The following is a 14,994-nucleotide window of genomic DNA, read 5'->3' on the forward strand; positions in this document are numbered from 1 at the left end:
CTGTTGAACTTACGCCTGATGAGTCGGGTTTTAGATAATGAACAAATCCAGATACTCATTGACCGGCATCTGCTCCAGACGAGTTCTGTCCAGGGAGACATCCAGGATGCGCTGCTGCTGACGGGTCGGGAACTGACGCGCCAGGTTAATTTTGAACTTCTCGACCAGCTTCGGCATACCGTCGTTACGACGGCGCGCGTGGCCGATTGGGTATTCCACTACCACTTCTTCAAAGCGTGAGCCGTCGGTGAATTCAAGCGTGATGGCATTCGCGATGGCGCGTTTTTCAGGGTCGTGGTAATCGGCAGTAAAGGCCGGATCTTCGAAGCAGTTAATCTTTTCACGCAGTGCATCAATGCGTTTGTCCTGCGCCACGCCGTCTTCGTAATCTGCCGCCGTTAAGCGTCCGAACAGCAGCGGGATAGCCACCATGTACTGGATGCAGTGGTCACGATCCGCCGGGTTATTCAACGGGCCTTTTTTATCGATGATACGGATACAGGCTTCGTGCGTACGAATGGTCACTTTTTCGATATCGGCAGCGGTCTTACCTGCGGCCTGTAACTGCTCGTACAGCGTCATCGCCGCTTCTACCGCGGTCTGCGAGTGGAACTCTGCCGGGAAGGAAATTTTAAACAACACGTTTTCCATCACGTACGAACCGTACGGGCGCTGGAAGCGGAAAGATTCGCCTTTGAAAGAGACATCATAGAAGCCCCAGGTTTTTGCCGTCAGTGCGGACGGGTATCCCATTTCACCGGTTTTCGCCATCAGCGCCAGACGTACAGCACGTGAGGTGGCATCGCCAGCCGCCCAGGATTTACGCGTGCCGGTATTCGGCGCATGACGATAGGTACGCAGCGACTGACCGTCGACCCACGCCAACGAGACAGCGTTGAGAATTTCATCCCGGTTCAGGCCGAGCATCTCGGCAACCACCGCCGTGGAGGCGACTTTTACCAGCAGGACGTGATCCAGACCGACGCGGTTGAAGGAGTTTTCCAGCGCGATACAGCCCTGAATTTCATGGGCTTTAATCATTCCGGTTAACACTTTTTTCATGGTTAACGGCGCTTTACCCACCGCCACCGCATTGCGCGACAGCCAGTCAGCCGTCGCCAGAATACCGCCGAGGTTATCGGAAGGATGACCCCATTCTGCGGCCAGCCAGGTGTCGTTAAAGTCCAGCCAGCGGATCATCGCACCGATGTTAAACGCCGCCTGCACCGGATCGAGCTGGAACTGGGTACCTGGTACGCGCACACCGTTCGGGACGACGGTACCCAGTACAACCGGCCCCAGCAGTTTTTTACAGGCCGGATATTCCAGCGCTTCCAGGCCACAGCCAAGGGTATCAAGCAGGCAATAATGCGCAGTGTCATACGCCACCTTCGAGGTGATCTCGTAGTTCATGACATAATCAACGATATCAACGATTTCACGGTCAAATTCAGGGCGGACGTTCGAAATATGTGCAGACATAGGGTACATTTCCTGTTTTTTATCTTTAGAGGTTTTGCATTAGCAACGCTGATCAATCGAGACAAATACGCGATCTTCCGGGCCGGTATAGTTGGCGGAAGGACGGATAATTTTGTTGTCCTGGCGCTGTTCAATGATGTGCGCCGCCCAGCCAGTGACGCGGGCGATAACGAACAGCGGTGTGAACATTTCAGTGGGGACGCCCATCATGTTGTAAGAGACTGCCGAGAACCAGTCGAGGTTGGGGAACATCTTTTTCGTTTCCCACATCACCTCTTCCAGACGGTCGGCGATGTTGTACATTTTCAGCGAACCGCCTTCCTGAGAAAGCTGTTTCGCCACGCTCTTGATCACCTGGTGGCGCGGGTCGGCGATGGTGTAAACCGGGTGACCAAAGCCAATCACCACTTCTTTATTTTCAACGCGTTTACGGATATCCGCTTCGGCTTCATCCGGCGTTTCATAGCGTTGCTGGATCTCCAGCGATACTTCATTCGCTCCGCCGTGTTTCGGCCCACGCAGTGCGCCAATCGCACCGATAATCGCGGAGTACATATCAGAGCCAGTTCCCGCAATCACACGCCCCGTGAAGGTAGAAGCGTTAAACTCGTGTTCGGCGTACAGCACCAGCGAAATGTGCATCGCCTTTTCCCAGCTTTGTGATGGCTTTTCACCATGCAGCAAATGCAAGAAGTGACCGCCAATAGAATCATCATCGGTCTCCGGCTGAATGCGCTCGCCGTTATGGCTGTAGTGATACCAGTACAGGAGGATAGAACTGAGCGATGCCAGCAGTTTGTCGGCAATATCGCGTGCGCCGGAGACGGTATGTCCTTCTTTTTCTGGCAGAGTACAACCCAGCGCGGAAACACCAGTGCGCATCACGTCCATCGGATGCGAGGCGGCAGGCAGCGCTTCCAGTACGGTGCGCACGTTAGCGGGCAATCCGCGCAGCGCTTTCAGTTTGCTTTTATAGGCGGTGAGCTCATCGCGGGTGGGTAATTTCCCGTGAATCAGCAGATGCGCAACTTCTTCAAATTCGCACTGTTGTGCCAGGTCAAGAATATCGTAGCCACGATAGTGTAGATCGTTACCGCTTTTACCCACGGTACATAAGGCAGTATTTCCGGCAGCGACGCCTGACAGCGCAACCGATTTTTTGGGTTTAATGACATGGGTACTATTTTGCAGGATCGTTGTGTCGCTCATGTTGTCCTCGTCATTATTGTAATATGTAGGGTACTAATTTATTGCCGGATGGCGGCTACGCCTTATCCGGCCTACGACGGTTACTTTTTTGTGTACAACGCGTCGAGTTTCTCTTCGAACTGGTAGTAATTGATGCTTTCGTACAGCTCGTTGCGCGTCTGCATAATGTCGATAACGTTCTTTTGCGTACCTTCCTGACGCAGCACGTTGTAAACCTTCTCCGCCGCGCGGTTCATGGCGCGGAAAGCTGACAGCGGGTATAGCGCCATCGCAACGTTCGCGCTGCGCAGTTCATCGGTGGTAAACAGCGGTGTGGCGCCAAATTCAGTAATGTTGGCAAGAATTGGTACCTGTACCGCATCGGCAAACTGGCGGTACATCGCAAGTTCGGTAATGGCTTCCGGGAACAGCATGTCAGCGCCCGCTTCGACATACGCCTGGGCACGATCGATGGCAGCCTCTAACCCTTCCACCGCCAGTGCATCGGTTCGCGCCATAATCACAAAGTTGGGATCGGTGCGCGCATCAACGGCTGCGCGGATCCTGTCGACCATCTCTTCTTTCGAGACGATCGCCTTGTTCGGGCGATGACCGCAGCGCTTGGCGCCGATCTGATCTTCAATATGCAGCGCAGCAGCACCCGCTTTGGAAATCGACTTGACGGTACGCGCCACGTTGAATGCAGACGATCCAAAACCAATATCCGCATCCACCAGCAATGGCAGCGGGCAAACATCCGTAATGCGACGAATATCAGTCAGCACATCATCAAGGGTAGAAATACCGAGATCCGGCAGCCCCAGCGAGCCCGCAGCGACGCCACCGCCGGAGAGATAAATCGCCTGATACCCGGCGCGTTGAGCCAGCAGAGCGTGGTTGGCATTGATGGTGCCAACGATTTGTAATGGGTTTTCTTTGGTAAGCGCAGCGCGAAACGCCAGCCCTGGGGAGTGTAGAGACATATCCCGTCCTCTTGTTATCAACTTGTTATCGTTCGTTGATATTTCTAAAGCAAGGGGTATGCCAGGGAGCTTATTTTCTCTTCAATTTAATTTTTTATCTTTTAAAACAATATATTAAATCCAATACTTCTATTTTTGTTGCACAAAAGCGTGTCAGCTATCGTTTCATGAAACGTTCCTTCACGTTTCATTGCAACATTTATGAAACACAACTAAACCCTACTACTCGGTTCCTTAATTTTTGGGGTTAGTTATGGCAGATACGCATCTACCGCCGCGAGTGAACGACGATAAACCGGTTATCTGGACAGTCTCGGTCACCCGCCTGTTTGAACTGTTTCGCGACATCAGTCTGGAGTTCGACCACCTGGCGACCATCACCCCCATTCAGCTTGGTTTCGAAAAAGCGGTGGCCTATATCCGTAAGAAGCTGGCTACCGAGCGTTGCGATGCCATCATTGCGGCGGGCTCCAACGGGGCATATCTGAAAAGCCGTTTATCGATTCCGGTGATCCTGATTAAACCCAGCGGATTCGACGTGCTACAGGCGCTGGCAAAAGCGGGAAAACTCACCTCGTCGATTGGCGTCATTACCTATCAGGAAACCATTCCTGCGCTTCTCGCGTTTCAAAAAACCTTCAATTTGCAGCTTGAACAGCGCAGCTATATCACCGAGGAAGATGCCCGTGGGCAAATCAACGAACTGAAGGCCGGCGGTACGCAGGCAGTGGTTGGTGCGGGATTGATTACCGATCTGGCAGAAGAAGCAGGTATGACCGGCATCTTTATCTATTCGGCGGCCACCGTGCGCCAGGCCTTTGTCGATGCGCTGGATATGACTCGCCTGACGCTGCGCAGAAACGGTCAGTACGCCTCTGGCGATACGTTGCGCACCCGCTACGCGCTGGGTGATATGCGCGGTCACTCTGCGCAGATGGAACAGGTGCGGCACACCATTATGCTCTACGCCCGTTCGCGTGCGCCGGTCCTCATTCAGGGCGAAACAGGAACGGGTAAAGAGCTGGCCGCACAGGCCATTCACCGTGAGTTTTTCACCCGTCAGGAGAATCGACGCGGTAAACCCTCGCCGCCGTTTGTTGCCGTCAACTGCGGGGCAATCACCGAGTCATTGCTGGAAGCGGAGCTGTTCGGCTATGAGGACGGCGCCTTTACCGGCTCTCGCCGAGGGGGGCGCGCGGGCCTGTTTGAAATCGCCCACGGCGGAACGCTGTTTCTTGATGAAATAGGCGAGATGCCGCTGCCGTTACAAACCCGACTGCTGCGCGTGCTGGAAGAAAAAGAGGTTACCCGGGTCGGTGGACATCAGCCGATTCCGGTCGATGTCCGGGTGATTAGCGCCACACACTGTAATCTGGAGCAGGAGATGAAACAGGGGGAATTTCGTACCGATCTGTTTTATCGCCTGAGCATTTTACGCCTCAAGCTACCGCCGCTACGCGAGCGGTTGCCCGATATCCTGCCGCTGGCGGAAAGCTTTTTAAAACAATCGCTGGCGGAACTGGACGTGCCGTTTTCTGAGCCAGTACGCAAGGGGCTGGGATTAAGTCAGCCGACGCTGCTGAATTATGGCTGGCCGGGGAATATCCGCGAACTGCGTAATATGATGGAGCGTCTGGCGCTGTTTTTAAGCGTCGAGCCGCAGCCTGAGCTGAATGTACAATTCCTGCAGCAGTTGTTACCGGAACTGGTCGTTGCTGCTGACTCCCCACAGCTATCCACATCGCTGACGCCGCAGCAGGTGCTGGCACAATTCAATGGTGATAAAACCGCGGCTGCACGCTATCTCGGAATTAGCAGAACCACGTTCTGGCGCAGATTAAAAGAAAACCCGCCGGTGCAATGACCGACGGGTGGCGTATTTTTTACAGCAGCGTGTTATTTTTTCTTGTAAATATTAGCTGTGCCATGGATTTTGTTATCCGTTTGGCCGGAGGTTAATACCACCACATCAGCGCCTTTCTCTTCAGCTTTCTTCAGCAGCTCTTCTTTAGCATCTGCAACAGAAACTTCATTACTCGTTGAAATATCACCGATTTTTGTGTACTGCGACTCAACCTTTTCAAACTCAAGTTTTGTCATAAATTCCGCAGCATAGGCGTTGGAAAAAACTAAAGCTAACGCACCAATAAGTACTTTATATCCAGTTTTCATATAAAAGCTCCAGGTTTTGTTATATATGCCATCATCGCCCCCTGAACATTCGACACGCGAGTCAAGGATGATTAATAAGTAGTTCAGGCTGATAAAAAGATCCAGAGCAGGCGGAAATATAAAGATATTTTGCTAATCGTTAAATACGCAAAACGCAGCGGCGCTGCGTTTTCAACGCGCAGTGTGAGTGAATACGCAGAATGACGTGCGCACTAAAATTATAGTGTTAGCTGTCTTTCCCGTGTTTACTAATGGAAACGTTGTCTATGGAACCTTTGCACGCCGTTGTACTCACCGTCAGCCTGTTTGTTTTAACCTTTTTTAACCCCGGCGCAAATCTGTTCGTGGTGGTACAAACTAGCCTGGCATCCGGACGACGCGCAGGTATGATGACCGGTCTGGGTGTTGCCTTAGGTGATGCGTTTTACTCCGGCCTTGGGCTCTTTGGTATGGCAACGCTAATCACCCAGTGTGAAGAGATATTTTCATTGATTAAGATTGTCGGCGGCGCCTATCTGCTGTGGTTTGCCTGGAACAGCATCCGCCATCAGGCCACGCCGCAAATGCCCACGCTACAGCAGCCGCTTTCCGCCCCCTGGTATGTATTTTTCCGCCGTGGATTACTAACAGATTTATCGAACCCACAAACTGTACTCTTTTTTATTAGTATCTTCTCGGTCACCTTAAGCGCAGACACACCTACGTGGGCCAGACTGATGGCCTGGGCAGGCATTGTGTTGTCTTCCGTTATCTGGCGTATTTTTCTCAGCCAGGCATTTTCTTTGCCTGCCGTGCGACGGGCGTATGGTCGCATCCAACGGGTTGCCAGCCGGGTAATTGGCGCAATAATAGGTGTCTTCGCGCTAAGACTTATTTATGAAGGTATTAGCCATCGATAAGAGAGTTTAACTTGACCATCGTGAGGTAATTGTCCGTAATACCGCCTGAATTTTTAATCGCAGGTTGAGTGGCAGTGAGATGGAACAGGTTGAACCGGTAAACGACACATTACTCCTTACGGAATGGCAGGCGCTGATACGACAAACATCGCCTGACGTTCATACGCTCCTCACATCGTTAAGCGATGAAGAGATCCGCCATTTAGTGACCGTTTTTTATGACTATATGCTCTCCCATGCCCAGAGCGCATTGTTCCTTAATACAGAACAGGTCAGTACCCGCCTCAGCGGTAGTATGTTTGACTGGTTACGCAGCGTGCTCGGCAGCGCGCACGAAGATCTCTCACAGCTGCTGGCCAAACAGCGAGAAATTGGCGTGGTGCATGCCCGTATCGGCCTGCCCATCGATCTGGTGAATCGCGGCGCGCGTAAGCTCAAGGATGAGCTGTATCGAGTATTGAAAACCAAAGCTGACCACTCGTCTTCCCTGCTGAGCAATGCTATCTGTTTCAGCAGCCTGGCAATGGATACTGCGCTGGAGGCCATGACCGTCTCCTATTCCCCGAGCCACCAAAACTCCCTGCATACGCAGGAGCAGTATCGCCTGCAGACCATTTACGATGACGTTAACGTCGAGCGCGAACGGCAAATTCGCTCATTTACCGACTGGGAAAACCAGTTTATCTATAACATTGCCACCGGAATGCCTTTCGGTGAAATGGTGTTTCTGGCGAACTCTGATTTTGGTATGTGGTTCTCACATAAGGGAAAACATATTCTTGGCAACAGCAATTTGCTCAAAGAAATGGAATCGCTAATTGCAGAGATCGACACCCGTCTGACGACCACCCTGTCACCTCAGCATCAGCCGACAGAACCCGAGCGGATGAGCTTATTACAGGATGTTCGCCAGCTGTCGGCAAAAATCCATTTCCTGCTCGCTTCGATGTTTGAGGCGCTGGTTAAGCAGGAAAATGGTAAAGATTCGCTGACCCAGTTGCTTAATCGCCGCTTTATTCCGACCATCATGCGACGCGAAATCTCGCTGGCGTTACATGCGCGTAAGCCTTTTAGCCTGGCGATGCTGGATATCGACTACTTCAAGCAAATTAACGATAACTTCGGGCATAATACCGGCGATCTGACGCTCAAAAATGTCGCAGCGGCCATTTATGATCATATCCGTAGCAGCGATTACGTGTTCCGCTACGGTGGTGAAGAATTTATGATCTTGCTCGTCGAGTCAGATGAATCGCAGGCCAGTATTATTCTGGAAACGCTGCGTATGAAAATTGCCGGGATGCGCATGGCAGCCTCTGCGACAGAAACGTTTTCTATTACCGTCAGTATCGGTATTGCCGAATATGATTATCATCCCGACTACAAACAGCTGGTTGATAAAGCCGATCGCGCACTTTATCAGGCAAAAAGTAATGGTCGCGACCGCGTTGAGGTTTATCAGGAATAACCATTGCCCTGCAGAGAAATAAATACCCCGTTCAGGGTATTTATCTGACTTGCGATAAATATCGAGCTGTTATTTTTATTCAGGCATATTGGCATGATGAAAATAACAGCCACGTAATAAGATGCAAATCAAATACACCAAATCTGAATAGCGCTAGCATATCCCGGTGATGACGCCTTCTGAATGCAGAAGGGGAAATATGAGGGATAGTATAAAATCATGAACGGGAAGAAAAGAACGTGCTGGCAGCGCCGTCCTGGCACGATCGGAGGCAAACTGCCGTGGAATGACTGGCGCAACGCCAGCAGCTGGCGAAAAGCCACCCAGTTTCTCCTGCTGGCTATTAATATTTATATTGGCGTAACGTTCTATTACTGGGTCCGCTATTTCGAAACCGCCGGCACCAGCGTCTATATTCCAAGGCCAGGTGGTATTGAGGGATGGCTACCAATCGCGGGTTTGATGAATATCCGCTATACGCTGGAGACTGGTTTTCTTCCGCCTATCCATGCCGCCTCCATGCTGCTGTTAGTTGCGTTTATCCTGATTAGTCTGTTGTTAAAAAAAGCCTTCTGTTCGTGGTTATGCCCGGTGGGCACGCTGTCCGAACTGCTCGGCAATCTGGGGAAAAAAGTATTTGGTCGCAACTTCACGCTGCCGCGCTGGCTGGATATTCCGCTGCTCAGTCTGAAGTATTTGTTGCTGAGTTTCTTTTTGTATATCGCCCTGTCGATGCCTGCGCAGGGGATTCAGTATTTTCTAATGTCGGCCTATGGCATGATTATCGACGTGAAGATGCTCGATTTCTTTCGCCATATTGGCTCCGCTACGCTCATCTTTGTTATCGTTATCAGCGTCCTGAGCCTGTTTATTCGCAATGCCTGGTGCCGCTATCTGTGCCCTTATGGTGCGCTGCTCGGCCTGTTCTCATTACTCTCACCGTTTAAAATCCGCCGTAACGCTGACAGCTGTATCGACTGCGGAAAATGCGCGAAAAACTGCCCGTCGAATATCCCGGTCGACAGACTGATTCAGGTGCGTACCGTGGAATGCACTGGCTGCATGACCTGCGTTGAATCCTGCCCGGTAGCCTCAACGCTGAGCTTTTCACTGCAGACTCCGCCTGGAGCACAAGGCAACGGTGGTAAATCATTATGGCGCCAGAGGACGCTGTCAGGTGTTGCCATGACGCTACTGGTGCTGGGCATTCTGTTTGCCACTATTGGTTATGCCGTTTATGCCAATGTCTGGGATACGCCAGTGCCCGATCATATGTATTTCCAGCTGATCCCGAAGGCAAAGATGATCGGCCATTAATTTTTTTATCAGTATGTTCAAAACCCTGCCAATTCTGGCAGGGTTTCCCGCGTCTTTTGCCATTTTAAGACAATTGAACTTGTGCCATCGCGCTCTCGTTTATACAACCTTAAATATCATCTGTAATAATTTTTCTATTTTGTTATGGGCGACTGGGATCAAAATAATGAACGGGATAACATCATGACTAAAATAAAACTGGCACTGCTATTACCTCTGTTTCTGGCGGGTTGTACGATGAGCGACGGGGAATTAAGAAACGCTTACGCTCAGCATTATCAGCAACCTACCGCTTATGTAGATGCTTATAAACAGAAAATAGCCAGTATGGATATTCATGCGCTGGCCCAATATGCCGCCGCAGAAGATAAGAAAAAAATGCGTGGGCAGCCAAGACTGAAAATCGACGAATTCATTACCATTGAGAACGTGCAGGCGAAAGGAAATCGGGTAGTCTATGATTACTCACTGTCCGAAAGCTGGCTGGCGCTGTCCGCAGATAAACAGCGCGAGAAGCAGACCAATATGAATAAAGACCTGATCTACCGTACCTGCTCGCTGGAAACGGTACGTCTGGCGCAGGCAAAAGGGCTGGAAGAAGAGCATAACTATTACAGCCAGTACCCAGACAAAGTCGCCTTTACTCTGAGAACCAGCGCGCAAATTTGTATGCAAAACGGTTTTACACAATAACCGCAATCCACTATGCCTGATGCGCTGCGCTTATCAGGCCTACGATTTGCACGCTACCGTAGGCCGGATAAAGCACCAGCACGCAGATTTGTATGCAAAACGGTTTTACACAATAGCCGCAATCACAACGCCTGATGCGCTGCGCTTATCAGGCCTACGATTTACACGCTGCCGTAGGCCGGATAAGGTGCCAGCACGCAGATTTGTCTGCAAAACGGTTTTACACAATAACCGCAATCCACTATGCCTGATGCGCTGCGCTTATCAGGCCTACGATTTGCACGCTGCCGTAGGCCGGATAAGGCACCAGTGCACAGATTTGTCTGCAGAACGGTTTTACAAAATAATCGCAATCCACTATGCCTGATGCGCTGCGCTTATCAGGCCTACGATTTACACGCTACCGTAGGCCGGATAAGGCGCCAGCGCCGCATCCGGCTAAAACATCAGAATTTCCACGAAACGCTGCCGACAATACTGCGCTCGGCGCCGAAGTAGCAGTATGAGAGCGAGTTACAGGCCGCAACGTAGCGCTTGTCGGTCAGGTTGTTAACGTTCAACTGCGCGCTCAACCCTTTAATGCCGATATTCGTTAAGTCGTAACCAATCACCATATCCACCAGCGTGTAGGACGGCAGGGTGTGAGTATTCAGGCGATCGCTGGTAATACCGTTAACGTAGCGCACGCCTGAACCCAACGTCAGACCGTCCAGCGGACCGCTTTTCACATCGTAGCTCAGCCAGGTACTGGCCTGGTTACGCGGGGCGTACACTGCGCGCTTGCCCTGCTCTTCCGGGCTGCTTTTCTTATAGCGAATGTCGGTATAGGTATACGCCGCCTGCAAACGGAAGCTATCCGTCAGTTGGCTAATTGCCTCCAGCTCCACCCCTTCAGATTCAATTTCCCCAATCGAGCGGTACGGATCGGTCGGCTCTTCTTTGGTGGCGATATTCGTCTGATTGATACGGAATACCGATGCGCTGAACTGGCTGTTGAGTCCTTCCGGCTCATATTTCAGCCCGGCTTCCCACTGCTTGCCTTTCATCGGATCCAGCAGATTGCCGTTCTCATCGGCAAAGCTGGTTGGCGTAAAGGCAGTGGAATAACTCACGTACGGCGCAAAGCCGTTATCGAATAAATAGAGCAACGCGGCGCGGGTGCTGAAGTTGTTTTTATCCAGATCGCTGCGAGTATTCTTGATCTTATCAATGTTAGAAACGCTGACCTGATCGTAACGACCACCGAGCGTAATACGCCAGCGATCCCATGACATCTGATCCTGCAAATAGTAACCCGTCTGGCGCAGCTTGTGTTTCTCACGCGCATACATGTCGATGTAATCAGGCTTCGCGCCGTACACTGGATTAAAAGCGTCAATCGGCGGGAAAGCGCCGTAGTAACCGGTAGTATTGTTGCTGCGATCCTGATAGTCGATCCCCACCAGCAGACGGTGGTTTACCTGCCAGGTATCAAAGCTGCCGTCGAGCTGGTTATCCAGCGTAATCGCCGACATTTTTTCATCGGAGCCGGAGTAACCGCGATTAAGCTCGGTTTCATTCAGCCAGCCCGCCGCATACACCTGATTCAGCTCAACGTCGGTATGCAGATAGCGCAGCTTTTGCCGCACCGACCAACCGCTATCAAACATATGCTCAATGTTGTAGCCCACCATGTTTTCACGGCGATCGTATTTGTCGTAATCATCCTCGCCTTCGTAAAAGGTGTTGGAGATCTTTTGCCCGTAATGCGGAACCACGGTGCCGTCATACGGCAGACCGGAGTGGCTACCGCCTTCCGGGTCACGGTGCAGATAGGCCATCAGATCCAGACGCGTCTGGTCGGTGATACGCCAGGTCAGGCTGGGCATCAGCGCGTAACGCTCTTCCTTCAATGGACCAAACTGCGAGTCCGCGTAACGCGTCATCCCGCTCAGTCGCGCCGCCACACGATCGTTATCATCCAGTGCCCCGGTAACGTCAAACGCCGCACCGCGCTGGTTATTGTTGCCAGCAAACAGCTTCACTTCGCCGCCCGCATCAAACGACGGCTTACGTGAGGTCAGCGCCACAATACCGCCCGGAGAGGAACGACCATACAGTACGGAAGCCGGGCCACGTACGACTTCGATATCTTCGAGGAACCACGGATCGACCACCAGCGAGCTGTGTGAGTTGGTGTCGCCCATCATCTTCAGACCATCGAGATAGACGTTATCCAGGCTACCGTCAGAAAAGCCACGTAGCACGATGTAGTCAAAGCGGTTGGAGGCGCCAATCTGATTGCTGTACACCCCCGGCGTATAGCTGACGGCCTGGCGCACGCTGGTTGCGCCCTGCTCTTCAAACTGCTCACGGGTAACGATCGATACCGACTGCGGCGTTTCAATATCCGGCGTGGCAAGCTTCGTGGCCCCGCTCTGCATCTGCGAGGTGACAACCACCGTATCGTTTTTTGTTGTTTCCTGCGCCAGCAGAGGAAAAGCCACGCTGCCGGTAACCCATCCCACCAGCAGCGCCAAGCGAGTCTTCGCGAACATGAATATCTCCAAAGGCATGTCTAATTGTAAGTGAGAATTATTACCTTTTTGCTGACGGAGATAGCTATGCCGGATGCCAGGTTGCCTATGCGCAGTGCCAAATTGTCAGGAAATCACGTGCGTAAAACGCAAATATGGATTAGCAAAGTTTGAGCAAATCACCGGGTGAAAAGCCGTAACGGCGACGAAAAGCGGTAGAAAAGTTGGTGGCGTGCTGATAACCCGACATCCAGGCCGCCTGCTGTACGCTATATCCTTCCAGTAGATAGCCGCGTGCACGTTCCAGACGGCAATCGCGCAGGTAGTCGAATACCGAACAGCCATAGGCTGCGCGAAACTTACTGCGCAGGCTACTGGGACTCATCGCTGCGCGTTGGGCCAGGTCATTAAGGGTGTAGTCATTTTCGGGACTCTGCTCCAGCAGTCGGCGAACGACCTCCAGCCGCTGCTGCTCCCCGCTCGCCGCAAGACGTTTACCGCTCTCGACCTGACACACGCTGAGGCCATGACCGAACAGTTGTAATATCAGCCCTTCCAGCATCAGCTGACGAGAAACATGGCTAATCGTGCTCTGCTGCGCGTACTGCAGTCCGCTGAGTAAAAACCCCGGCACCTGCCAGATAAGCGTTGGCGTCTGGCATCTTTCCCACTCACGCATCAACGATTCGAGCAACCCCGTGCGACACGCGCCGTCGGGATACAAACCAAGCGATAATGTCCGCAGTTTACAATCAGCATGATGACGGGCACGCATCGTCTGGTGCTCACTCAGGCGTGAGCTAAACGCCATGCCGGAGCGCACCACATGCTCCTGTCCGTTAAGCGTCAGGAGCACGCAACCTTCCAGTACCACCAGCATATACAGAGGGCTGTCGTGACGAGAGGTGGTTTCGTAGGGTTGCAATACCTGTACGTCGGAGTGCGTCACGCACATCCCACACGGGAGCGTCATCTCCTCCACCTCACCTTGCAGAACGGGGCTGCAGGACGGTAAATCCGGCCTTTGTGCCAACTGGGGAAAGCGGTAATCGATCCCGTAGCGCTCACCAAAATCCATAAACTCGCTGACGGAGAAAGTGCGAGCGACGCGTCCGGAGGCATTCAGGGCGGTGGTATTGTTCATGCTGTCTTCTGCACAGGAAATGGGATTAACGGTTTATAACTGAAGCAACATTACCATTACCTGCGCATCACGACAATAATAATGAGAACTATTATCAATATGGATAATTAGCAGAATAAACAGATTAATCCAGCCAGTTTAGATCTGCCGAGGAGACACACGGCGCAGCCTCTTTTAACCAGCGATACAGCAGCTCAATATTTCTAAGCCGTGTTGAAGTCTTTGGCCAGACAAGGTAGTAGCCCTCGCCAGTCGCTACCGCATCTTTAAACGGTAACGCCAACATCCCTGCCTGAATGGCCGCCAGGCTTAACAGCAGGTCGGCAACGGACACGCCATGACCGCTCATCGCAGCAAGACTGCCCTGCTCCAGGGTGTCGAACACTTTGCCTCGCGCAAGATTCAACGCCGGAAACTTCCCGGTGCGTTGCAGCCACCGACGCCAGTCACGGCGATCCGCTGAGGGATGAATCAGTTCACAGGCAGAAAGATCGCGCTGCGCCTGCACCAGCAGTGCGGGTGAGCACACCGGGATAAGCCACTCCTGAAACAGCAACCGGCTGTCGGTATCGTCACCAAAATGGCCATTCCCTAACAGGATCGCACAGTCATACGGTTCACGACCGAAGGATACCGAATCGGTATCCATCCAGACGCTGGAAATTTCGACAACCGGGGTCGGATGCGCTTCACGGAAATGACGCAGCACGTCCAGAAGCCAACGCATCGTCAACGTAGACGGCGCTTTCAGCCGTAGCTCATGACTGCTGCTGCGAAAGGCATGACACGCGTGTTCCAGACTCTGAAACCCAGCCGTCAACTGCTGCGCCAGCCCTTGGCCAGAAGGCGTTATCTCGATACGCGGGCCGCTGCGGACAAATAGCTCACAACCAAACCATGCCTCCAGCGTGCGAATATGACGGCTTACCGCGCCCGGCGTCACGTTAAGTTGAATAGCGGCTTTACTGAACGATCCCAGACGGGCTGCGGCTTCAAAAGCCCTCAGGGCATACAACGGAGGTAGCGTCATTCTCAGCTTCTATGTTGAGTTTTACTCACAGTAGAGCGCAGTTTTATTCGTTTTTCAATGCGCCACGCAGGCGGAATACTGATGGAAAATATCATCAGGATA

At 52.2% G+C, this 14,994-nt stretch carries 12 protein-coding genes; 5 read left to right on the forward strand and 7 right to left on the reverse strand.

The features are described 5' to 3' along the window. Window positions 1-30: 30 nt before the first annotated feature. The 3 genes from OGY06_RS09420 to prpB form a co-directional block, all read right to left on the reverse strand. Window positions 31-1,482 carry a bifunctional 2-methylcitrate dehydratase/aconitate hydratase gene (locus tag OGY06_RS09420; RefSeq protein WP_286605158.1) on the reverse strand — a complete coding sequence of 484 codons (1,452 nt, stop codon included), beginning with the start codon at window positions 1,480-1,482 and terminating at the stop codon, window positions 31-33. Window positions 1,483-1,521: 39 nt separating this feature from the next. Next, window positions 1,522-2,691 carry a bifunctional 2-methylcitrate synthase/citrate synthase gene (gene prpC, locus OGY06_RS09425; RefSeq protein WP_060682693.1) on the reverse strand — a complete coding sequence of 390 codons (1,170 nt, stop codon included), beginning with the start codon at window positions 2,689-2,691 and terminating at the stop codon, window positions 1,522-1,524. Window positions 2,692-2,771: 80 nt separating this feature from the next. Continuing rightward, window positions 2,772-3,653: a methylisocitrate lyase gene (prpB, locus tag OGY06_RS09430; RefSeq protein ID WP_003830903.1), complete on the reverse strand. Its 882-nt coding sequence runs from the start codon at window positions 3,651-3,653 to the stop codon at window positions 2,772-2,774. A gap of 253 nt (window positions 3,654-3,906) precedes the next feature. Here prpB and prpR point away from each other — a divergent pair, with 253 nt between their 5' ends. Further along, on the forward strand, window positions 3,907-5,517 hold the full coding sequence (prpR, locus tag OGY06_RS09435; protein ID WP_286605160.1) for a propionate catabolism operon regulatory protein PrpR: 1,611 nt from the start codon (window positions 3,907-3,909) through the stop codon (window positions 5,515-5,517). Between the two features lie 32 nt (window positions 5,518-5,549). Here prpR and yahO read toward each other — a convergent pair whose 3' ends face one another. After that, the gene (gene yahO / locus OGY06_RS09440; RefSeq protein WP_003830901.1) at window positions 5,550-5,825 is read right to left on the reverse strand and encodes a DUF1471 family periplasmic protein YahO; all 276 of its coding nucleotides are present in this window, start codon (window positions 5,823-5,825) and stop codon (window positions 5,550-5,552) included. 266 nt (window positions 5,826-6,091) lie between these two features. Here yahO and OGY06_RS09445 point away from each other — a divergent pair, with 266 nt between their 5' ends. The 4 genes from OGY06_RS09445 to OGY06_RS09460 all read left to right on the forward strand — a co-directional run bounded on the left by OGY06_RS09445 (window position 6,092) and on the right by OGY06_RS09460 (window position 10,202). Next, the gene (locus OGY06_RS09445; protein ID WP_286605162.1) at window positions 6,092-6,724 is read left to right on the forward strand and encodes a LysE family transporter; all 633 of its coding nucleotides are present in this window, start codon (window positions 6,092-6,094) and stop codon (window positions 6,722-6,724) included. A gap of 79 nt (window positions 6,725-6,803) precedes the next feature. Beyond that, entirely contained in the window at window positions 6,804-8,192 is a 1,389-nt protein-coding gene (locus OGY06_RS09450; protein WP_126955953.1) for a diguanylate cyclase, read from the forward strand. 219 nt (window positions 8,193-8,411) lie between these two features. Next, the gene (locus tag OGY06_RS09455; protein ID WP_286605164.1) at window positions 8,412-9,509 is read left to right on the forward strand and encodes a 4Fe-4S binding protein; all 1,098 of its coding nucleotides are present in this window, start codon (window positions 8,412-8,414) and stop codon (window positions 9,507-9,509) included. A gap of 183 nt (window positions 9,510-9,692) precedes the next feature. Then, window positions 9,693-10,202 (forward strand): hypothetical protein, encoded by a 510-nt coding sequence (locus tag OGY06_RS09460; RefSeq protein ID WP_231133693.1) that lies wholly within the window; start codon window positions 9,693-9,695, stop codon window positions 10,200-10,202. 446 nt (window positions 10,203-10,648) lie between these two features. Here OGY06_RS09460 and foxA read toward each other — a convergent pair whose 3' ends face one another. The 3 genes from foxA to OGY06_RS09475 all read right to left on the reverse strand — a co-directional run bounded on the left by foxA (window position 10,649) and on the right by OGY06_RS09475 (window position 14,892). Further along, complete coding sequence (gene foxA / locus OGY06_RS09465; protein WP_122973923.1) at window positions 10,649-12,757, reverse strand: ferrioxamine B receptor FoxA; 2,109 nt, start codon at window positions 12,755-12,757, stop codon at window positions 10,649-10,651. 121 nt (window positions 12,758-12,878) lie between these two features. Beyond that, window positions 12,879-13,862 (reverse strand): helix-turn-helix transcriptional regulator, encoded by a 984-nt coding sequence (locus OGY06_RS09470; protein ID WP_003830894.1) that lies wholly within the window; start codon window positions 13,860-13,862, stop codon window positions 12,879-12,881. 124 nt (window positions 13,863-13,986) lie between these two features. Then, window positions 13,987-14,892 carry a LysR substrate-binding domain-containing protein gene (locus tag OGY06_RS09475; protein ID WP_048236016.1) on the reverse strand — a complete coding sequence of 302 codons (906 nt, stop codon included), beginning with the start codon at window positions 14,890-14,892 and terminating at the stop codon, window positions 13,987-13,989. Window positions 14,893-14,994 lie beyond the last annotated feature (102 nt).

This window comes from Citrobacter sp. Cpo147, assembly GCF_030332405.1.
GTDB classification, from domain to species: Bacteria; Pseudomonadota; Gammaproteobacteria; order Enterobacterales; family Enterobacteriaceae; genus Citrobacter; species Citrobacter portucalensis.